This window comes from Herbaspirillum camelliae (assembly GCF_001929405.1).
GTDB lineage: Bacteria > Pseudomonadota > Gammaproteobacteria > Burkholderiales > Burkholderiaceae_D > Herbaspirillum > Herbaspirillum seropedicae.
This window is the reverse complement of the sequence record NZ_KV880769.1, coordinates 5,613,808-5,635,506: the sequence shown is the minus strand read 5'-3', so window position 1 is coordinate 5,635,506 and position 21,699 is coordinate 5,613,808. Positions and strand designations below refer to the sequence as shown.

12 protein-coding genes and 4 pseudogenes are annotated in these 21,699 nt (G+C 55.9%); 6 read left to right on the top strand and 10 right to left on the bottom strand.

Translation table 11 applies throughout. The features are described 5' to 3' along the window. Nucleotides 1–5 precede the first annotated feature (5 nt). Both BGK68_RS25190 and BGK68_RS25185 read left to right on the top strand, forming a co-directional pair. Nucleotides 6–758, top strand: a complete 753-nt coding sequence (locus tag BGK68_RS25190) for a tetratricopeptide repeat protein (RefSeq protein ID WP_075260003.1) — start codon at nucleotides 6–8, stop codon at nucleotides 756–758. Continuing rightward, nucleotides 755–1,438: a Fe2+-dependent dioxygenase gene (locus tag BGK68_RS25185; RefSeq protein WP_075259320.1), complete on the top strand. Its 684-nt coding sequence runs from the start codon at nucleotides 755–757 to the stop codon at nucleotides 1,436–1,438. The genes BGK68_RS25190 and BGK68_RS25185 overlap by 4 nt, the downstream gene beginning before the upstream one ends. Before the next feature lie 261 nt (nucleotides 1,439–1,699). On the opposite strand, the pseudogene BGK68_RS25180 reads toward BGK68_RS25185, so the two are convergent. The 9 genes and pseudogenes from BGK68_RS25180 to BGK68_RS25145 all read right to left on the bottom strand — a co-directional run. Then, nucleotides 1,700–2,047 (bottom strand): annotated as a pseudogene (locus BGK68_RS25180) (DUF262 domain-containing protein); the annotation flags it as partial. Nucleotides 2,048–2,571: 524 nt separating this feature from the next. Continuing rightward, nucleotides 2,572–2,913, bottom strand: coding sequence for a hypothetical protein (locus BGK68_RS25175; protein WP_143433168.1), 342 nt, complete (start codon nucleotides 2,911–2,913; stop codon nucleotides 2,572–2,574). A 102-nt stretch (nucleotides 2,914–3,015) separates the two neighbouring features. Continuing rightward, nucleotides 3,016–3,219, bottom strand: coding sequence for a hypothetical protein (locus BGK68_RS25170; protein ID WP_075259317.1), 204 nt, complete (start codon nucleotides 3,217–3,219; stop codon nucleotides 3,016–3,018). 64 nt (nucleotides 3,220–3,283) lie between these two features. Beyond that, nucleotides 3,284–4,828: a methyl-accepting chemotaxis protein gene (locus BGK68_RS25165; protein ID WP_075259316.1), complete on the bottom strand. Its 1,545-nt coding sequence runs from the start codon at nucleotides 4,826–4,828 to the stop codon at nucleotides 3,284–3,286. Between the two features lie 563 nt (nucleotides 4,829–5,391). Continuing rightward, nucleotides 5,392–13,953 (bottom strand): GH36-type glycosyl hydrolase domain-containing protein, encoded by an 8,562-nt coding sequence (locus BGK68_RS25160; protein WP_075259315.1) that lies wholly within the window; start codon nucleotides 13,951–13,953, stop codon nucleotides 5,392–5,394. A 355-nt stretch (nucleotides 13,954–14,308) separates the two neighbouring features. Next, nucleotides 14,309–14,614 (bottom strand): hypothetical protein, encoded by a 306-nt coding sequence (locus tag BGK68_RS27740; RefSeq protein ID WP_112067915.1) that lies wholly within the window; start codon nucleotides 14,612–14,614, stop codon nucleotides 14,309–14,311. Nucleotides 14,615–15,111: 497 nt separating this feature from the next. Continuing rightward, the gene (locus tag BGK68_RS25155) at nucleotides 15,112–15,309 is read right to left on the bottom strand and encodes a hypothetical protein (protein WP_039874028.1); all 198 of its coding nucleotides are present in this window, start codon (nucleotides 15,307–15,309) and stop codon (nucleotides 15,112–15,114) included. 485 nt (nucleotides 15,310–15,794) lie between these two features. Then, the gene (locus BGK68_RS27735; RefSeq protein WP_143433167.1) at nucleotides 15,795–16,055 is read right to left on the bottom strand and encodes a hypothetical protein; all 261 of its coding nucleotides are present in this window, start codon (nucleotides 16,053–16,055) and stop codon (nucleotides 15,795–15,797) included. Between the two features lie 1,310 nt (nucleotides 16,056–17,365). Continuing rightward, complete coding sequence (locus BGK68_RS25145; RefSeq protein ID WP_075259314.1) at nucleotides 17,366–17,743, bottom strand: response regulator; 378 nt, start codon at nucleotides 17,741–17,743, stop codon at nucleotides 17,366–17,368. Nucleotides 17,744–18,540: 797 nt separating this feature from the next. Here BGK68_RS25145 and BGK68_RS25140 point away from each other — a divergent pair. After that, a complete protein-coding gene (locus BGK68_RS25140; RefSeq protein WP_077236028.1) occupies nucleotides 18,541–18,864 on the top strand; it encodes a hypothetical protein in 324 nt (107 codons plus the stop codon). A 55-nt stretch (nucleotides 18,865–18,919) separates the two neighbouring features. Here BGK68_RS25140 and BGK68_RS25135 read toward each other — a convergent pair. Next, nucleotides 18,920–19,363: pseudogene (locus tag BGK68_RS25135) on the bottom strand (NAD(P)H-dependent oxidoreductase); the annotation flags it as partial. Nucleotides 19,364–19,427: 64 nt separating this feature from the next. Here BGK68_RS25135 and BGK68_RS25130 point away from each other — a divergent pair. The 3 genes and pseudogenes from BGK68_RS25130 (at nucleotide 19,428) to BGK68_RS27725 (ending at nucleotide 21,424) form a co-directional block, all read left to right on the top strand. Then, nucleotides 19,428–19,676: a DUF1272 domain-containing protein gene (locus BGK68_RS25130; RefSeq protein ID WP_075259313.1), complete on the top strand. Its 249-nt coding sequence runs from the start codon at nucleotides 19,428–19,430 to the stop codon at nucleotides 19,674–19,676. Nucleotides 19,677–19,884: 208 nt separating this feature from the next. Beyond that, nucleotides 19,885–19,983: pseudogene (locus BGK68_RS28130) on the top strand (IS5/IS1182 family transposase); the annotation flags it as partial. Nucleotides 19,984–20,058: 75 nt separating this feature from the next. Then, nucleotides 20,059–21,424: pseudogene (locus tag BGK68_RS27725) on the top strand (IS3 family transposase). The last annotated feature ends 275 nt before the right edge of the window (nucleotides 21,425–21,699 follow it).

Below are 21,699 nucleotides of genomic sequence, written 5' to 3'. Positions count from 1 at the left end.
GGGCCATGTCGCACACTGTCAGCGTGCGCCAGCTGGCGCAGGTAGAACCCGCCCGGCTGGCCGCCATCGTAGCCGAGCACTCACCCGAAGCGCTCGCCTGGTTGCGGGCGGCCGCCTCGCAAAGCGTGCCTCGCGCCCAGGCTATCCTGGGCCAGCGTCTGCTCTTCGGCGAGGGCTGCGCGGCCGATGCCGGCGAGGCCGTGCACTGGCTGGAACTGGCCGCCCAGGCCGACGACCTGCATGCCATCAATCTCATGGGGCGTTGTTGCGAGCATGGCTGGGGCCGCCAGCGCGACACGACGATGGCGGTGTATTGGTACCGGTTGGCAGCCTCGCGGGGACTGGACTGGGGCATGTACAACCTGGCCAACCTGATGATGAGCGGCGATGGCGTCGCCGTGGACCGTGCAGCTGCGCTGTCCTGGTACCGGCGCGCAGCGGACATGGGACACGCCAAGTCCATCAATGTGCTGGGCCGCTTCTTCGAGGAAGGCTGGGAGGTCGCGACGGATGCCGAACGGGCCTTCGCCCTCTACCGCGAGGCAGCGCGGGGCGGCGATTTTCGTGGCCAGTTCAATTACGCCCGGCTGCTATTGGAACGGGGCCAGCGGACGCTGGCACTGGAGTGGTTGCGGCGCATTCCCGATACCGCGACGCCGGCGTTCCGCCACAACGTACGAGCTTGGCTGCAACGCTCCAGTGACATCGTTCTGCGTGCGCTGGCTGATGAGGCAGTCTGGCAGGAGGCTGGTCAATGATGCTGCATCTGAAACAGGTATTGAGCACCGATGAAGTGATCCGCGCGCGGGCGTTGCTGGAACAGGCGCAATGGATAGACGGCCGCGTCACCTCGGGCAGCCTGCCAGGGACACTCAAGCAAAACCGCCAGTTGCCCGAGCAGTCGGCCAGTGCCGTCCCCTTGCAGCAGATGGTGCTGGCGGCCCTGCGGCGCAATACTCTGTTTTTCTCGGCGGCATTGCCGCGCCAGATCGTCACGCCCATGTTCAATCGCTATGGCGCGGGCGGCGATCATCTTGGCGACCATGTGGACGTGGCTGTGCGCTTCATGCCCGACGGGCGTCGGGTGCGGACCGACGTGTCGTGTACCTTGTTCTTGAGCGAGCCGGAAGAATACGAGGGCGGGGAGCTGGTGATCGCTGACCACTGGGAAGATCGCCGCATCAAGCTGCCGGCTGGCGACATGCTGCTCTACCCGGCCACCACCGTCCATCGCGTCGAACCGGTGCGTACCGGGATGCGCTATGCCAGTTTCTTCTGGACCGAAAGCATGGTCAGGGAAGGGGAGCGCCGACAACTGCTGTTTGATATGGACTGCCAACTCATGTCCTTGCGCAGCCGCCTGGCGGCTGATGATGCCGCCGTGGTGGGCCTGTCTGCCACCTATCATAATCTGCTGCGGATGTGGACGTGTGGATGAGTATCAGCCACGCTGATTTTTCCATGAATCATCCGCAACATGGAGACCGGGCCAGAGCAGCACTGGGCATAACCACGGCCTCGCGCAATATCTGATTATCGATAACGACATCCGAAAGCGCCCGGCGCCTTGATATGCCTGAAGTGGACGATGACGGCTCGCGCGCCATCATTGTGCGTGTCGTAGATCCGCGCTGGTGGTATCGGCAATTATCCGTTGCTGAAATTCAGTATCCAGACCTTTGAATCCTTGATTCGCTAATTCCTTGTTATGTGTTTTTTTGATTGTGAAGCTATCTTGCGTCGGACTGAAGTCTGGCAGTAATTCCGGTGCGACATAAGAAATGACAGTACGGATCCGTTGCTGTCCGTCAATGACCTCTCGCTGCGCTTGTAGCGTTTTTAAATTCGCTTTTTGATCGCGGAGAAAAATGATGGGCATGGGGAGGCCCCGCAAAATCGTATCTATCAAAAAAGACTTCGCGCCGGGTGTCCAGACAGACCGTCGTTGAAAGCTTGGGCTGAGTACCAGCGTTTGGGATCGCTGCCACCCGATAAAATCGGCAACAGTGTAAATAGTCCGAAGAACTTCCAAGCTTTTAGTAGCCATTGATGTTTTCCAAATGAAGAAAAGTTTCTTGCGGTTAATTTTTTGGGCAGGGGCCTCGCTATGGCGGCGGCCTATAGAGACAAAACTCAGCCAGTAGGATATCACCGCAAAAGGTGATGAATGCAAAGAAGGAAATATGCGAGTGCGAAAAGGGCAAACTCGACTAAGTGGATTTTTTGCGGAGCAGCGCATAAATTGCGGAGCATAAAAAAACGGCTCACATCGCTGTGAGCCGCTTCTGTTCTGGTGCTGATGGGCGGAATCGAACCGTCGACCTACTGATTACGAAATAGCAGCGCTACTGGCTAAAAATATATAAAAATCAGTGGGTTAGGGGAGGGTGGATGGGTTATTCAAGCCTTTAGTGAGCATCGGTAAGTGTCTGATTTCATTAGAATGGGTTTCGTCCAATAACCCATAAATAGGCAAGCCCTTATTGGGCCGTGCTCAAGAACTGCCAAGCGGAAAATCACGTGCGCAAAACGGGTACAAGGTGTACGCCGGAAATGCAGAAACCACCTAATCTAAAAGTCGCGGTCGCCGTCCTTGCCGTCCGAGCGAGCACATGATTTGCGATTTTCTTCGATGAAAAGCAGAAATTCGGCATGCGATCTAGCTGCGGTCAATAGCTGAAAAAATCTCGGGTCCGAAACTGGATAAAGCGCACGTGCTTGAATTTCTAAACAACTAAAGATCTCTCGAATGTCTTTCGCCTCCGCACCTGATGCATGCAATTCAATTAGACACTTTCTTATTTTTTTTCGCATCAAATCGCCTACCAGTTCACCCTGCTTCGCTGTATCTGCCAATGCGCGAATTTCCTGCAGATACCGATCAACTATTTCTCTCCAAACTACCTCCTGCATGATCCCCTCCCTGTTCATCTCGCTCTTCAAACACATTTTGAACCGATGATGATCTGTATCAGGAAGACCCTGATAGCAGCGAAGCTGGCGATGCCCACCGCGCTATTCTTTTGATCTGTTCCTGATTTTCTCGATAGCTTCGTAGACCTCTTGTTTAAACTTTGCAGCTTCGCCATCTTCCATTTCGAGCGCTGCTTGCTCTAAATTTTCAGACAGGAGTTGAAGTTCAGTAGTTAACCTTTTCATGGCGTGAAATAGAGCCTCCGCATCTTCCTGGGATAGCGGTTCTGCAGTTTTCTTATCCATTTTTTGCACCTCTGTTGAATGGCGACAGGTCAATATTTCCCCGCCGCCGTATGGCCGAGAGCACTCAGATTTTGAACGTTGAAACGATCTTGGAGAGTTCCGCTGATTCCCCTTGTAGAGATTTGGCTGCTGCAGCCGCTTGCTCAACCAATGCCGCGTTCTGCTGTGTGACGTTATCCATTTGGGTAATGGCGAGGTTCACTTGCGTAATGCCATCACTCTGCTCTCGGCTTGCGGCTGATATCTCAGATACGACCGAGCTGACGCGTTTGACACTCTCCACTACGTCACCGATCGTTTGCCCTGCTCGAGCGACTAACTGACTGCCGGTCTCTACCTTCTCAACAGAATCGCTAATCAGAACCTTAATTTCTTTTGCCGCTGCAGCACTACGCTGGGCCAAGCTACGGACTTCCGTGGCTACCACGGCGAATCCGCGCCCTTGCTCGCCTGCTCGTGCAGCTTCTACGGCCGCATTAAGGGCCAAGATGTTTGTTTGGAAGGCGATGCCATCAATGACGCTGATGATGTCAACAATCTTCTTCGATGAATCATTGATTTGACTCATCGTCTCAATCACCTGGTTGACTACCGCCCCTCCTTCACCTGCGACGCCAGACGCGGACACCGCCAGCTCGCTCGCCTGACGTGCATTCTCCGCATTTTGTTTCACTGTCGATGTCAACTCCTCCATTGCCGACGCCGTTTCTTCTAAGGAGCCTGCCTGTTCTTCGGTACGGCTGGAAAGGTCAAGATTGCCGGCTGCGATTTCGGTCGAAGCAGTTTCAATGTTGTTCGTGCCAGCCCGCACTCGCGTAACAATTGAAGCCAAGCTTTCCCTCATTGTCCGGATAGCGAACAATAGGCTCGTACCATCTCCTTGCTTGGTATCTACTTGGATGGAGAGATCTCCACTGGCAATCTTGGATGCGATCTCTGCAGCATAGCTGGGCTCGCCGCCAAGTTGGTTAAGGAGGCCTCGGGTGATGAGTAAGGCGATAATGGTGCTTGCAACCAGCGCAATAGCAGCCAATGAAATGATGACGACGCGAGATGTGTCTGCCGTTTTTCCTGCGTCCGTTCTTGCAGTGTCAGCCTCTTGCTTCACCGCGGCCAGGAGCAGGTCGATATCGGCCACAATTTGACGCCGCAACGGACTGCATTCATGAACCAGGAAGTCGCCATACTCTTGCATTTTCCCAGCTTCACGATATGCCCGCGGTCGACGAAGTTCGTCTGCCATTTTGAGTAGGCCCGCGCTGACTGGCCCGAACTCTTTCGTATTTCCCAAGGCAGGTTGTAGCTTTTTGAGAGCCGCCAAGTAGATGTTCTTTTGCTCATCGACGATATTGAGTTCTTTTTGGGCGTCGGTATCGGATTTAAAAATGTATCCGTTGCGAGCTGCGAGCCCGGTCTGCCCGAGCGCTTCCCGCATTACATAAATAGGGCCTAGCTTATCTACCTGAAGATCGTTGCCGTGCTCCATTGCTTTGGTGACTGAGTTCAAGCTTATCCAAGCAATAGCCGAAAGGGCCACCATTAGAACCAGCAGTGCGCCGAAACCGGCCCCCAGTTTTGCTCCGATCTTCATATTTGCGAACGCCTTCATGGCTCCTCCTTTCGTTGCTGAAGAATTAATGATTAAATTGATTTAATCGGTTTTTAATCATTTAATTCAGTATATTTGTTTTTATTGTTTTTTCAACCGGAAACAAGGATGCGCTTGCTGCATTTCGCCTTAAAGCGACTTCTATTTTCCTGATTGACAGGCTCGGACTAACGCGATAGCCGCTGTGGCTGCGTCAAATTGCGTCAAACGAAAACGGGATTGAGCGGTCCACCGCGTAGGCTGGGCGGGCTCCAGCGGTTGACGCAAACGTGAGTCAAAACCGACCTATGTAGCGGGCAGGCGCGGGGTGGGGGCAACTGCGCGCGCCGACTCCCATACTCTTTAAGATTGTTTTTTTAATAACCTTTTCCGCGCGTACGGGCTGCGATGACCTGGTGAGCAACAGATCTGACCTGGGCCCGCACCGACGAGTTTGTCGCATTTGGAAGGCTGGTCCGTTACTCGTCAGAGAAAAAATACATGGACACCCGAAGGCGGTGAAGAACAAGTCGAAGCCGCTTTCTGCTGGCTTTCATTGCCGGGTCAGTGGGACAAGCATACCTTCACACCGTAGCCACCAGCCGGTGCTCACCCGGTGTGACGGGCACTCGCAATGCGCCACCATCGCAGGTGAGTGGCATGCCGTCCAGTTCAGCTGCCGAGATACCGGCGCAGCGCATCCCCGGCGATTCGACCTGGATGATGAAGCGTGCCGCACCCAAGACGATTTTTGCCTCAAAGCCAGGCCATCCGGCTGGAATACACGGATCGAGGATTAACACCCCGCCTTCGCGGCGAATGCCTAGAATTCCCTCCATACCGGCACGGTGCATCCAGCCGGCGGCACCGGTGTACCAGGTCCAGCCGCCCCGGCCCTCATGCGGCGATACCGAATACACATCGGCAGCCACCACGTACGGCTCCACGCGGTAGCGCGCCGTCTGAGCAGGTGTCCGGGCATGGTTGATAGGATTGACCAGAGCGAACAGGGCATGGGCGTGCTCGCCCGCCTGCGGGTCGCCGCGTAACTGCGTGAACGCTAGGATGGCCCACATGGCCGCGTGGCTGTATTGACCTCCATTCTCACGTAAGCCCGGCGGGTAACCCAAGATGTAGCCAGGGTCGCTCTGTGTGTGGTCAAAAGGTGGGGTAAAGAGCAACGCCAGCCCCGCCTCTGGCAGCACCAGGTACGAGCGCAGCGAGTCCATCGCCATCTGTGCGTGGCCAGGATCGGCGACTCCTGACAGTACGGCCCAGGATTGGGCGATCGAATCGATGCGGCATTCTTCGCTGTGGCGGCTGCCCAGCCACGTGCCATCGTCGAATATGGCGCGCCGATACCAGGCGCCGTCCCAGGCCTCGCGCTCCAGCGAGGCCGTCACAGACTGGACATGGCTCCGCCAGCGCGCGGCACGAGTGGGGTCGCGTTCCTCTGCCAGAGGAGCGAATAGGATCAGTGTGCGTACCTGCAGCCAGCCGAGCCAAACGCTCTGCCCCCGGCCTTCCTGGCCCACACGATTCATGCCATCGTTCCAATCGCCGGTCCCCATCAGCGGCAGCCCTAATTCGCCAGTGAGGTCGATACTCTGGTCCAATGCGCGCGCGCAGTGCTCAAACAGCGTTGTAGAGGTGCCTGCGGGCATCGGTTGGAAAAAGGCATCATGTTCGCCTACCTGCAGCGCGCGGCCTTCCAGGAAGGTGATGGATTCGTCAAGTACCGCTGTATCGCCCGAGACGACCACATAGCTGGCCGCGGCGAAAGCCAGCCAGATGCGGTCGTCCGAGATTCGCGTGCGCACGCCTTGGCCCGAATGCGGCAGCCACCAATGTTGCACGTCACCTTCGAGGAACTGACGGCCTGCAGCGCGCAGCAAGTGTTGACGCGTTTCTTCAGGCCGCGCGAATGTGAGCGCCATGCCATCCTGCAGTTGGTCTCGAAAGCCGTAGGCACCGCTGGCCTGATAGAACGCCGAGCGGGCCCAGATGCGGCAGGCCAGCGTCTGGTAGAGAAGCCAACCGTTGAGCAGGATGTCCATCGCGCGGTCTGGCGTGCGCACTTGCACGGCACCGAGCAGCCCTTCCCAATGGTCACGCACCCGCTGCAGTTCGGCCTCCAGATCAGTCTCACGCCAGCGCGCCGCTAGTTCCAAACTTTCCTGCGCGCTGCCGCATTGCCCGAGTAGAGCGATGATGTCTACCGACTCGCCGGGCCGCAGCACTAGGCTGCACTGCAGCACAGCACAGGGATCCAGGCCCGCACCCACCGTACTGGATAGGGACGCCTGGCTCTGCAATGCAGCGGGTGCCGCCAGACTGCCGCGATGGCCAAGGAATTCCTTACGGTCAGCGGTCCAAGCGGTCTGCCGGCCCCCGAGATCGGCGAAAGCGACTCTACCCGGGAAGGCTGTGCTCCAGGGATTGCGCGCCAGCAGCACGCCGCTGGCTGCATCGATCTCGGTAAGGATGAAGGGTACGCAAACCGCACGCGAGGCGCCCAACACCCATTCTGCATAGGCCGTGACGGATAGGCGCCGCGTCTGTGGGCTGAGATTGCGTAAGGTGAGGCGCGACACCTTAATTGGGTCGTCCAGTGGCACGAACTGCAGCAGTTCAAGCGCGATACCGTGCGCCTCGTGCGTGAAGCGGCTATAGCCATGACCGTGGCGTGCAACGTAGGTACCGCCGTCGCGGATTGGCTGCGCTGTAGGGCTCCAGAGCTCGCCGCTCGACTCGTCTCGTACGAAGAACGCCTCGCCGGTCGGATCGATCACTGGATCGTTGGACCATGGGGTAAGTTGATTCTCACGGCTGTTACCAGCCCAAGTACTTGCGCTGCCATCGGCCGAGACTTGGAAGCCGAAGGCAGGGTTGGCGATGACGTTGATCCAGGGGGCGGGGGTGGTCTGTCCGTCGGTGAGTACGGTGACGTATTCGCGACCGTCCTGATCGAAGCCACCGAGTCCGTTGAAGAACTCCAGCCGCACCGTGTCTGTGCTCTGCCCCTGCCTCGTCAGGTTGGAAGATTGGGTATAGGTAGCTAATTCGAGCGCTGCACTCGCGTAGTACACCGTCTCCGGCAGGAGACCGATTTGCCGAGCGATGTCGCCCCGACGCGCTAGCAGCAGCACGCGAGCTGCTGAATGCAGTAAGGCCCGGGCTGACACATCCATCAGATCTGCGCGCAGTGTATGCACCGCCCCCTGGGCTATCGTCTCGCCGTGTGGTCGAAGGGGAGACTGGCTCCGGCGCACGGCCGTTTCGATAGCGGACTGCAGATCCTGCACATAAGAGGAAGCTCGCTCATTAACGATCACCAGATCGACGCTCAGCCCCTTCATTCGCCAGTACTCATGCGCACGAAGTAGTTGGCGCACCTGAGCAATATCCTCGATGTCATCGATTCGCAACACCACGATTGGCAAGTCGCCGGAGACCGAGTGCCGCCACAAGCCCGACTGCGGCCCTGCACCACGAGCGATCTCCTCAGCCGGTGGGCGGAAGCGTGTATCCGCATAGAGGATAGGTGCCGCCAGCCGCTGGAAGTCTGCGGCTTCGTCGGCTTCGACGCCGATGTGTCGCAACTGTACCTGGGCCTGGGTCCAGGCCAAGGTCCGAGCACGCTCGAAGGCGCTACGGTCATGGTGCTGGTCCACCAATTCCAGTAGCGCTTCGCGAGTAGGGGCCACCAGCGTCCAGAAGGCCAGGCGCGCCATACGACCGGGCGCGATACGCACGCGGTGTCGCACCGAGAAAACCGGATCGAGTACCGTACCGGCCGTACCAGACAGCATGGCTCCGTCCGCCATGGCTTGCGCCGTGGCGGATGTACGACCTCGGCCCAGGAACCGTGCCCGGTCGGATTCGTACTGCACGGGTGCCGTGACGATGCCTTCGACCACGGCGAAGTGTGCGGCCCAGATCCGCTGCTCGTGCGGCCCGCGAGGGCGTCGCGTAGCGATCAGGGCACCGAACTCTGGGAGATATTCAGTCTGCACGAACATCTTGGAGAAGGCCGGATGGGCATCATCACCCGCGGGCGACGCCAACACCACCTCAGAGTAGGAGGTGAGTTCGATTTCACGAGTCTTGCGGCCTGTATTGACGACTGTGACGCGGCGTACCTCGCCGTCAACTTCGGCGGACACCAGCACCTCCATTGTGGTCGTCAGGCTGCCGTCGTGCCGCGTAAAGGCGGCGTGGTCCTCGGCGAAGACTACCTCGTAGCTGTCGGGTGACACGGCCAGCGGCTGCGCCGCAGCGGACCATATCTGACCGGTATCCGTGTCCCGTAGATAGACGTAGGCGCCCCAGTCGTCGCGGGTCGCGTCTTCGCGCCAGCGCGTCACAGCCAACTCACGCCAGCGGCTGTAGCCAGCACCCGCTGCGGTGAGCATGACGGCATAACGCCCGTTGGACAGCAGGTGCGTAGCAGGGGCCGCCGTAACAGACGGGTCTATGTGCCGTACCGCATGTAAGTCACCATGTGGATTGGTTGCGCCAGACAGCACCTCTTCAGCGCGCGCACGCGCCACAGAGACGAGGCGCGGCATACGCTCGTGCAACAGCAATTCGCAGGCCTGGATCATCGGTTCACGATGGAAGCGTTCCCGCATGCGAGCGCCCTGGAGCGTATTGGCGATTGCGACAAGTGTCATGCCCTGGTGATGCGCCATAAAGCTGCGTACGATGGCGACCTGCGACCCGCCGGGCAGGCGGGCACGGGTGAAGTCCAGCGCCTCGTAAAAGCCATAGCGCCCGAGCGCACCAAGCGTCTGCAGGTACTCAAAGTTGCGTTGTGCGAGCGGTGCATCGACCATGGTAGCGAGACCGGTCGCGTAAGGCGCGATCACCAGATCCTGAGCCAGCCCCCGTTTTAGGCCCAGGCCTGGCACGCCAAAGTTGGAGTACTGGTAAGTAAATTCCAGGTCGCGAGCGTTGTACGCCGACTCGGAGATGCCCCACGGCACGCTCATCCGCCGACCGTAGGCCATCTGGTACTGCACGATCAGGCGATTGGTCTGCTCCAGTAGGCTACCTGCCGGTGCGCGCATCACCAGCGAGGGCATCAGATACTCGAACATCGATCCTGACCAAGATACCAGGGCCGATCCACGTCCTACGGGGATGGCTGTCCGATCCAAGCGGAACCAGTGGCGCGTGGATACGTCGCCCTTGGCGATTGAGAAGAGGCTGGCTAGTCGCGCCTCAGAGGCTAGTAGGTCGTAGCAGTTGGGATCGAGCACGTTCTCCACTGCGGCATAACCTATGGAAAGCAGTTTGCGTTCAGGATCCAACAAGAAGGCGAAGTCCATCCCTAGCGCTAGCGCACGCGCCTGTTGCGCCAACGCCTGCCAGCGGGCATCGATAGCATTCGCCGCGACGCCGAATGACTTAGCGTCGCGTGCCTGTTGCTCGATCCGCCCTTGCAGCGCATTGGTCCAGAATAGCAGGTCGTCACCTTCCGCTTGTATTGCTGGGACCAGCGCCTGCGCTTCTTCTGCCGCCTTATCGGCCAGGCGCTGAAATACCGGAAGTGACATGCTGGCAGGATCGTGGAACCCTGCCTCGATCTCGGCAAGGACGCTCAGCAGTCGCTGTCCCTGTGCCCCTTGGGTCGAAGGTTTAGCAGACGCCGACTCCCGGGCTAGCGCGAGTGCGTCGCTCGCACCCTCCGTCCAATCCGTCGACAGCGACGCACCCATCCATTCTTCGCAGGCATTAGCCAGTACGATCAAGTGGCCGGCGAGGTTACCGCTGTCCACAGACGACACATAGGCCGGTGCAAGCACCTGGTTCGTGCGCGTGTCATACCAGTTGTAGAAATGGCCTCGGAACCTTTCCAATGTCTGCAAGCTGACGAAAGCCGCTTCCAGGCGCTCGCAAGTCTGCAGGGCACCAGCCCAGCCAAAATCGCGGGCCGCCACCGTCGACAGCAAGTACAAGCCTATGTTGGTAGGCGAGGTGCGGTGAGCGATCACCGGCTTCGGATCTTCCTGAAAATTGTCCGGTGGAAGCATGTGCTCAGCCGGCGTCACGAAAGTTTCGAAAAAACGCCAAGTGCGACGTGCAGTAAGCCGCAGGGCCAAGGTATCTGTGAGTTCGGGCGCACCGGATGTCACAATCGGCGGCCGGCGGCTGACGCGCCAGGCCAAGACCGGCGCTGCGACCCAGAGCGCCGACAGCGGCAACGCAATTGCGCATGCTGCAGGAAAGAACACGCTAACGCCTATGGCGAATACTAGGGCCAACAGCACGCCACCGGCCATCTGGCCATAGAAGCCAGTTATACCGGGGCACGGGCGAGCGGCCGACTGGGCTGCGGTTGTCCATTCCAGCAGATGCCGATGGGTCGCGTAGAGTCTGATTAGGGTACGCGTGATAGCATCCATCGTGCGCCAGGTCTGATCCGGAAGCAGAGCTAGCGTCCAGAGTGTCTGCATTACGGCTAACCGAAGATCGCTGGCCAACCGGCGTAGTTGGCTACCCAGCCCGATGCCCGCGCGCGTTGGCGCTAGTCCGGAGATGTGGGGCAGAAAGAACGGCACTGCCAGTGCCAGTACCAGCAGCCCCATGGCTTGTAATAATTGAGGCCAGGGCAACCAAGCGCACAGCGCTAGAGCCAGTAGGCTCGTGGGCGCCAGCAGGGAGCGCCGCAAGTTGTCGATCATTTTCCAGCGGCCCACTGGCGGTAGGGTCGCACCTGAATGGCGTCGCCCGAGTATCCAGGGCAGGAGTTGCCAGTCGCCGCGCGTCCAGCGGTGTTGGCGCCTGGCTGCGACGTCGTAGCGAGCAGGGAATTCTTCGACCACTTCGACGTCCGAGGCGAGCCCCGCGCGAGCGAACACGCCTTCGAACAGGTCGTGGCTAAGCATCGTGTTCTCAGGAATACGCCCAGCAAGCGCTGCCTCGAAGGCATCGACGTCGTAGATGCCTTTACCGGTGTAGGATCCCTCACCGAAAAGGTCCTGGTAAACGTCAGACACGGCGGACGCGTAGGGGTCCATGCCACCCGAACCGGCCGAAATGCACTGATAGAGCGATCCCTCGCGGCCCAATGGCAGTGTTGGTGTCACGCGTGGCTGCAAGATGGCGTAACCGCCCACTACACGCTGTTCGGCATTGTTCCAGCGCACACAGTTCAAGGGGTGAGCCATCTTGCCGATCAGGCGCAGCGCTGCATCACGGGGCAGTCGGGTGTCGGCGTCCAACGTGATGACGTAGCGCACTCTGGCAAGGATCTCGGGTTGATGAGCTTTGTCGGCAGCACCACCCAGCGACATAAAACTGGTGTCAGTTGCGCCGCGCAATAATCGATTGAGTTCATGAAGCTTTCCACGCTTACGCTCCCATCCCATCCAGCGGTTTTCGCTTGCGTTGAATCGGCGCTGCCGGTGCAACAGGTAAAAGCGCTTACCACCTGGGGCTGGTCCATACCGTTGGTTAAGTGCGTCGATGGCATCCTGCGCAATGCCAATCAGGTAGGCGTCGCCGTCTAGCACTTCCGAATCTGCATCAAGGCCGTCCGATAGCAGAGCAAAAGATAGGTCACCACCGGCACCAGACAGATGGTGAACTTCAAGGCTCTCGATATGCCGGCGCAGTTCCGCCTCGCCGGAGAGCAGCGTGGGCACGACAACTAGTGTGCGCAAATGTGTTGGAACCCCGTCGGCCAGCGCCAAAGCCGGGAGCGTCACTGCGCCAGCGCGGGACGCAATTGCGCGCTGGACCAGCGCTGTGGCTACCTCGGTCGCGGGAATGAATGCGGCCATCGCGAGCACCACCAGCAGCCCTGTGGGAGCTATCGTCAAGCTGCCGATGCCAAACATGGCCCAGAAAGCGAGACCCAGCAGCATGGCCGCAAGCGCGAGGATGGCGGTCACGTATCCGCTAAGCCCGACGCGGACGCTGAAACGGTCGATGCGAAGAATCAGTGGCGGCCGGAATCCGATGGCATGCTCTAATTCGCTGCGTCCCTCGGCGATCAGGTAATGACCGGGATCTATCCTGCTGGAGTTCTGGACGAGAAGCTCGGGCGACTTCGGCGAAGCCGCCTGCGCCAACGCCAACGCTCGCTCAACAATAGCGAGTTCGGATAACGGTGATCCCCGAGCCAGTTGCTCGATCGCCGTACGGTAGCGATTGCGTGTGGGGAAATCCATCTCCGCGAAGGTGCTGCTAGCGCGCAGACGCGTGTCCACTAAGCTAGTGCTCTCGAACATATCTGCCCAGTCGATGTCAGACATCAGGCGCATGCTGGTGATGACGTTGCGCACCGAGACGTTGGAGGCACCCTGACGCTGCTGTGCATGCAGGATAGCCTGGTCAGCATCCGTGCCCTGGTCACGCAGCCGCTCATCCAGCCACTGCAGGGCAGGCGTGACGCGCGGGTCCTGGTCGCGCAGACGCTTGGCAAGCTGTGCCGCGAAAAGTTCGGACACAGGGCTGCTCGCGCGCGTGGCGATATCCTGGTTCAACGCGGCATAGGCTGCGCCCGGTTCCAGCAAGCGGTCGGCGAGCCTTTGGGCATCGGCGCGCGCCGCGCGTCCGACAGTGATCTGATCGGCCAATCGGCGCAAGTTCTCCACCAGCACGATACGTAGGGTGATCGCCACAGCCCATAGTTCGCTGATGTCCAGTGGTTGGACCTCCTGGTAGGCTGCAATAAAGCGGCGGAGGACGGCAGGATCGAAGTGGCTGTCGGTGTGGGCGACGAATGCCCACGCGATTCCGAAGACGCGTGGATAGCCCGCCAACGGACCATCTGCCAGCTTGGGCAACTGCTTATAGTAGCCGGGCGGTAGGTCAGTGCGAATCTCGCGCACCTGCGCTTCAACAACGTGATAGTTATCCAGCAGCCATTCAGCGGCCGGGACTACACGGCGTCCAGCAGCCACTTCTGCGGCACCTGCGCGATAGGCCAGCAGCAGATCAACGGCGTTTTCGCGCAACCGATTGTGCAACGACCGAACCCGAGGTGGATGGATACTAACTAACTGAGCCGTCGCGAGGCTGCGCGCGTGCTGCTCTAGGCGCTCGATGCCGAACAGTTCCTCGCGCACAGGTGCGGTATCGGCCCACGGATCTGGGGCGGAGCGTTGGGACGCAAATTGAAAAAATCGGCGCATGTTGGCCTTTCAGGGCACCGCGGGGAGAGACGCCCCGCGATAAACCCGCCGTGAAGAAGCTAGGCCGTATAGCCCCGGGGGCAAAGGCTAGGCGATGTGGCCCAGCGGTTGTCAGGATTTTTATGATTAAGAACCGTTTTCACTACAGTCCTTGGTGAGCGCGCTGCACCGGGACTGCTGGCACTGGTTTTTTCTTAGGTTTTTTCGGCTCTCGGTTGCCGCGCTTTTGCTCTTTTTCTGCCATGGGAAACTCCTACTATTGGGATATCGGCCCGTTATCACGGGCAAGGTGCACAACCATTCAACAAAAATTGCTGGCGTGTGCGTCAGGAAAGGGCCTGGATCAGCGATTCACTTACACATCGAGATGATCATCCAGCGGGGTTATCGCAAACAATTGTCCTTTCCACGGTTCAATCGATTCATCGAAAATTGAAATCGACATTTCCTTTGAGCCCGTAGATTCACGAATAAATTGAGCTATTGCTTTTCGACAGACGATAATCTGACCTTCTAGATTGATAGGTGCGTTTCGAATTTGAAACTCTGTTCGTGTACGGCTGCTTCCTAAACCACTAGTTACTTCAATAACCTCGATCTTCCCAATCCGCAGCCATACGAAGCCAGCCTCATGGCCTCTATCTTCGAAATGAAATCGCATGTCAATCTCCTCATTTAAAAAGGCCGCAACTGCGGCCCCTTTAATAAATTGGACTGCCTGCCCACATACAACATTACCGCGAGCGATCAGCCTTCTCGGTCTCTCTCATGTAGTTCCTTCGATAGATGTCACCCCCTTCATAGCGGCGTGGGCCAGCGTCACTTTGCTGATCAGCTTGCTCTTGCTTTCTCTTCTCGCCATCGCGTGAAGAATAGCGACCATCGTTAGATCTCGACGTCTTCTCCTTGTGCGGAGTAAATCCTTGCTGCTCCAGTCGATGAGAGCCTTGGGTCTTATTGAAGTTTGACACGATCATTCCTTCGTATCGCGGTCAGGTTAAGGATTCAATGGAACAGGCCGCGATGTCCGTTGTCGCGATATTTGATCGCAAAAATCATTCAATTAAAATGCTGTCCATCCATATGAATGAATGAAAAATGACGTGAAAGACAAGGGCAACAATTGAGGCTCTCTGTCCGGCGGATAACGGACGAGATCTAGTCCTCTTGAATCGCTAGTCCTTCCGACTCAGCTGCTAAGATTGCTTGTTGATCTCGAACAGCGTCCGCTCCGAAGATTTGGCTGGCAGCCAATTTCTCATCATTTCTCGTCGACAAGTCCGCCTCAACACCTTTTTCTGGTGAGGAAACAGTCTTTATGAAAGAAAACTCACGCCACCGGTTTACCTTGCTCATAACTTCTCCTACTAATAGGGATATCGCACTAGACTCAGGCGATACCATCAAAGGTTTCAAAGGCGCGTACAACTACTATGCATGCAAAAGCGGCTTCAGATTAAAACGAGTAATTACCGCTTCGCACATGTTGACGCCCTCTCAAGCAATACCGCTTCCGCGCGGTAAACGCCTGCGAGATTCTTCTTTGAAAAAATCTGATGATCGCGTCGTTGAATCGAAATGCCATTCATTTGCCACCCATCTGAGTGGTGCGAATATCTGAGCTCGTAGGAAAAGTTTCCGGAGCTGTCTACAGTTTGAAAAATGGACATAGGAATCCTGAGTTAGGGTGGCATTTCTGGCGATCTTTTCGGCGACCTGGGGTAGTATTTTTATTCGAATTACCCTGAAAGTTCGCAAGCCGATATTCGGCATCGATCAATTTTTTTCCATGCCTAACCCTTACTTAGTCCACGGATTATTTACATCAAACTTTTGCAAGATCAGTCGCGGGAACCTGCTTTTTTCACCAATGTAAGGTGGTCTTTATTAGGCTTTTCATATAGCCCTTTAGAGACTTCATGCTGCTGAGGTTGGGAACTATTACTTCCGACATCATTAGCCGGTTTACGAAGGCGATCCTCGCTCCCACCTACTTGCTCTTGATTCGGTTTATGCCCTTGATGCTGCTGCGGATGTCCGCGTGGCGACAAATTTTCTCGGTCTTCGTTTCTTTGATCCATGGGTAGTTTGGTATCTGACATATTCGTCCTTTGTGTATTGTCTATGTATAAGATTTTCAGGTCTGGGAAGATCCTCCGCATGGGCCGCCCATCAGTTCGGTGGCTCCCAAAAAATAGGGGGCAAAACCCGATATTTCATTTCAATTTCTCAGCTATTTTTTAATCTTTACTGACGTGACCCGTCGAAAGCTGTTTGGACTCATCGGCCACCCTAACTTCTTTTCACGAAAGCTCTGCGCCTTTGCACTAAGAGTTGTGGAGTCTTTGATCTCGTTATTTTCAAAATAACAGTCGCCGTGTTCTCGTCGATGCTTATCTATTGCTTCCACAATTTCGTCGCTGTTAAAGCGGCCATTAGAGTAATTTCGCATTTCTTCCTCCAGGCAGGAACAGGTGAATGAAATAAGACGATCAATGCCTTCGCTCAACTTCAAGAAAGTTTTGGCGAGAGCCAAACTTCTGGCCCCAAGCAAGGTGGCGGCACCAAATTCGGAATACTAAAACCGGTTTGCGGACGATGTATATGCGCACTTTCGCGCTCTAGTCCTCAGACGAAATGGGAGGCCTTGGGTTACAAAGGTCGTTTGTCTTTCCACGACTACGCGCGAGGTCCTCAAGAACTTGCTGAATGCATTCGATATCCGCAAGCTGCCCCGAATAGTCTACGTAGAGGGCACTTCCCGCAACCAGAAAATTCTGGCAAACGGGGACCGGTTCCGTCATTAGAAAGCGATTCATCTTGTTCATGTGATTCTCCAATGGGAAAGATAGCAAAGCATCTCAACGGAGGGACTCAATGAACGGAAGAGGCGGCAGAGTCGGGATGGGAAAACGAATCAAGCGAGTTGCTTCTTACCTGGGCCTTGATTCGCAAATGGATGCACAGACCTTACTCTCATTACTTCTCCAAAACGGAAATACACCTCATTTATTTTTCTATCGATGGAGTCACGGTGATAGCGTCGAGACATGGGGCCTGGCCAATTATTTTACCGCCGCAGTAAGGGTGGGGCGGGGAAATCGTGTTCAAATGGCACCTATCAACAGGAGATCTAATGAAGAAACGATTTAGCGAAAGCACTGCCAGCCTTAAAGAGCTAACAACAACTATGCCGATGAGCTCAACGGTTCACGCAGAAATTGTACGAAGGAGGGTTGTTATTAGACGGCTCATCGAAGATGCAAGAGAAGAAACGAAGCTAAGACGAAGTGACCTCGCGTAATTTTTAGGGCCGATCTTCGATTTTTTACGGTCGGGGCCCCTCGCGTGAAGCACCCGAGGACCTACGCAACGATAACAGAAACTAAAAGTGAGCTATATAGAATCCCTTCTACTGAACAGCTTCAACGGTCGAGACCACTTCATCGAAGAGGCAGGGTTTTACAAGCAACGCGTCAAAAACCTCCAATGCTCTCCAAGAGTTTTTCAAAGGGGTCGCACTCAGGAGAACAATCGGAATGGAAGAAAATCGCGGGTTATTTTTGAGTAAGGTCGCTAACTCTAACCCATCCATGATCGGCATTCGCAAATCTGTCAAAACAACGTTCACAGAATCATCAGACCACATCATTAGGTCATAGGCTTCTCGACCGTTTGTAGCTTCCAGAACGCGGTAACCCTCATTTTTAAACACCTCTGAAAAGATGGTTCGAACATCGACATTGTCCTCGACAAGTAATATTGTGCGCCCTCGAAACAATCCGTCCATGCCCCCTCCCAAATAGTGGCCATGGGTCCAGAGTCGGATATCAGAGGGCTACAAATAGTATGAGAAAAAATTTGCCTTATGAACATCAGGCAATTCGCTAAAACGGAGAATCTATCTCCGACAGACACGTAGGATTAATGGATGAAGCTCTGTGGGGAGCGCATCAAATAGCAATAACCTAGAAATGATGTCCCGTTAAAGGCGTGCGCAGAAGTAGTTGCGCTTTCGCAGGTCTAGAGGATTATCAGTTGCTACAACCTGAAAAGGATCGGAGCCACACGTAGTAATTCATCGCGGCAGCGTAAAAGCTCCCGGGCTTCGGCTATCGGCGTATGTCCGACTCACTAGCCTGGGCGATTCTCGATTGCGACGGCTCAGACAGCTCATAACCGGCTGCGACTTTTCCCGCCACATTAGCATCTGGTGACCGCGCTCAATTGCCCCTTGTTCGAGTGTTCTTCATTCTCGCCCGCTGCGTTTTCCTGGACGCACTCCTTGGTCGTGATCGTTATGTGCCATTTTTCTGCACTCATATGGCGGGCTGCGTCAGATGCTTTACTGTCTATGTAGCGCCCATTTCCAACAAGAAAAATAGTCACGAATACACAGCCAATAACCGATAATGAGGCAAACATTAAGCAAACGATATCTACCTCCAGGCATCGTTTGGTAGTCAAAAAACGGCCAGTCAGCTAGAAAATAGGACATGGGGAATCCGCCTTGGATTACCCATAGCGGCTTGGCATCGGAGGCTACGGCTTATCGCCCAGAAGCGGGCTATGTGACGAGGATATTAGATGAGCGCGAAATACATCAAACAAGAAATGGAGAGACAACTTGAGTCTGCACGAGATGCTGTGGTGGATGAAGTGAGTTTCATCAATTTTCTGAATGTACTCTCCGCAGACTGGTTCGCAGAAACTGAATTACACGCGGCTTTACTTCCATCACCATACTCTTCGGGTGTATTGGGCTGGAAGAACGGCAATATCGGTGCATTTCTAAATGCCTCCGTTCGTTGGGTGGAGAATTCAAGAAATGGTCCCCATTTCTATGAAGTTTCAATAAATCCCTGGCGTAAAGTTGCCGATATCCTGTTAATGGGGAAGACTTACGAATAGGATGGAATATCTTCTCCCAGCCAAGAGTAGGCATTCTGCAATGGTGAAACGCCAGCTAAAATTTTTCTTGGTTCATACGCTTTTCCAAATCTGTCGCAGCTTCCCTCCGTTCGCTATAGCGATCGGTCAGATAAGGTGAGATATACCTGGTCAGCAGGGTGAACTTGAAAAGTTCCTCCATTACGTCGACGACCCGCTCATAGTAGGGCGAAGCCTTCATCCTGCCGAAATCATCGAACTCTTCGTATGCTTTGGCGACCGACGACTGGTTTGGAATCGTCAGCATCCTCATCCAGCGTCCGAGCACGCGCATCTGATTGACCGCATTGAAAGACTGGGAGCCGCCCGATACTTCCATGACGGCGAGAGTCTTTCCCTGAGTGGGGCGAATCGCCCCTTGCGACAGCGGAATCCAGTCGATCTGGGCCTTCATGATGCCGGTCATGGCTCCGTGACGTTCGGGAGAGCACCAGACCATTCCCTCGGACCAGTTGGCCAAGATCTTCGTCTACGCTCTTGAGATATTCTATTCGGCCAAAAAGTTGTTCCGCAACGGAGAAAAAATGCTTGAATTACGACCCAGCTGTGAATGCTGCGATAAAGACCTCCCGCCAGAATCGACTGAGGCAAGGATTTGTTCCTTCGAATGCACCTTCTGTACTAATTGCACTATCGACATATTGAAAGGCAGTTGCCCTAATTGCGGCGGCGAACTGGTCGCACGTCCTCGAAGGCCCATGGAAAAGCTCGTGAATAGTCCAGCAACGACTGAGCGAGTGTTCAAGCAAGGCGGTTGTAAAGGGAGTGTTTAAAGGTACGCGACAAGCCGCTCTACGTAGATTCTGGACGGCTGTGACCGTTCCCATTACCGGCATTGTTGCCTGCGATGTCGGCAGGCGGTATCTCATTACGCTGTACGGCCCATCGGTATCGTACTGGCGACACCATCGCTCGATGACGACCAGAGCTTCTCGGCGGGTGTAGAAGATTTCTCTGTTGACTAGGGTCTGTTCACATTTTCACGACCGTCGCGTCTCAACTCGATACGACAAGCTCGCTGACAGCTACCTTGTGTTCTCCTCGCTTGCCCGCGCATTCGGGCCATTCGTGAAAATGTGAACAGGCCCTAGTGCTCCGCCAGAGTGAACTGCACCCCAAAAGTTGGACATCAATCCAACCTTTGGGGTGTTTTTCATGGCGAAGTATGATCAGGCAACACGTCGCAAAATTGTTGATGAGTATTTATCTGGTTCTGGCGGTTTCCGAGAGCTAGCCAAACGTTACGACATAGGCCGCTCGACGCTCAGACGCTGGGTGTCGGGCTACCGGATTCACGGTGACGCGGGATTGAGCAAGAAGAGTTCGCGCTACGACGCCGACTTCAAGCTGCATGTGTTGCAGTACATGCGTCGTAACGAATTATCCGGGCGGCAGGTCAGTGTTCTCTTTGACTTGCGTGACGCTGGTGCGATCGGGAAGTGGCAACGCCTGTATCATGAGGGCGGATACGAAGCCCTGAAGCCGCGCCCTAGGGGCCGGCGCCCGACCATGACCCGAGCCAAGCCCACTTCCTCAAAAGACCCCGTCCGACCAGCAGAAGAGCGCACTCACCAGGAGCTGCTCGACGAAAACGAATACCTGCGCGCGGAGGTGGCGTACCTAAAAAAGTTGCAGGAGCTGCGTCGCGAGAAGGCGCTCGCAGCAAAGCAGCCGAAGCCGCGCAAGTTGTGAGTGCGCTTCGATCGCATCACAGGCTGGAACCGCTGCTGAAGGCAGCAGGACTGGCGCGTAGTACGTTCTACTACCAAGCCAGGCTGGCTACGCAACCCACTGCAGATGAGCCGATCAGTGAGCGTATCCAGGAGATTTATACCCAGCATCGCGGATGCTACGGTTATCGCAGGATTACGGCAGAGCTGCGGCAGACGGGGCAGGTCATCAACCACAAGGCGGTGCAACGCTTGATGAACTCAATGGGCTTGAAGTCCGTGATTCGGCGCAAGAAATACCGTTCCTATCGCGGAGACGTCGGTCGTACGGCTGCCAATTTACTGAACCGTCAGTTTGCAGCCGACGCGCCTAACCAGAAGTGGGTGACGGACGTCACCGAATTTAGTGTTGGCAAGGACAAGCTGTACCTATCGCCAGTAATGGACTTGTACAACGGAGAAATCATTGCTTATGAGACCAGCCCCGTCCCGCATTTACCTTGGTCAGCAGCATGATTAAAAAAGCGATGCAGCGGCTATCGCCATCAGAGGCGCCTATGCTGCATTCGGATCAGGGCTGGCAATATCAACACGATCACTACCGACGGCTCCTCAACGAGCGTGGCTTGACGCAAAGCATGTCCAGAAAAGGAAACTGCCTCGATAACGCCGCGATGGAGAGTTTCTTCGGTACTTTGAAAGCCGAGTTCTTCCACCTCGGCCGCTTCAGTGACGTGGGCACATTGCAAGATGGGATTGATGACTACATCGATTATTACAACAACCAACGTATCAAACTGAAACTGAAAGGCCTGAGTCCAGTGCAATACCGGACTCAGGCCTTCAGGTAGTAAATTTACTGTCCAACTTTGTGGGGTCAGTTCAGAGAGGGCTTTCCGGCACGCTACTGTTGCCCAGCCGGTCGAGACCTGCCCGCTATTGGGCAATGACCTGTGGTAGCATCTTCAGTGCCTTAACTTTGCAACATGCTCAAAGGAATCTTCCTGCACAAATGCGGGAACCTTGAGAGTATGCCAGGCCGCCAGGTCTGGTCTGCGCTAGCCAGATAGCCACGTAGTACGCTCAGAGACGGCATCTCCCCTGACGACCTGACCAATCTCCATTG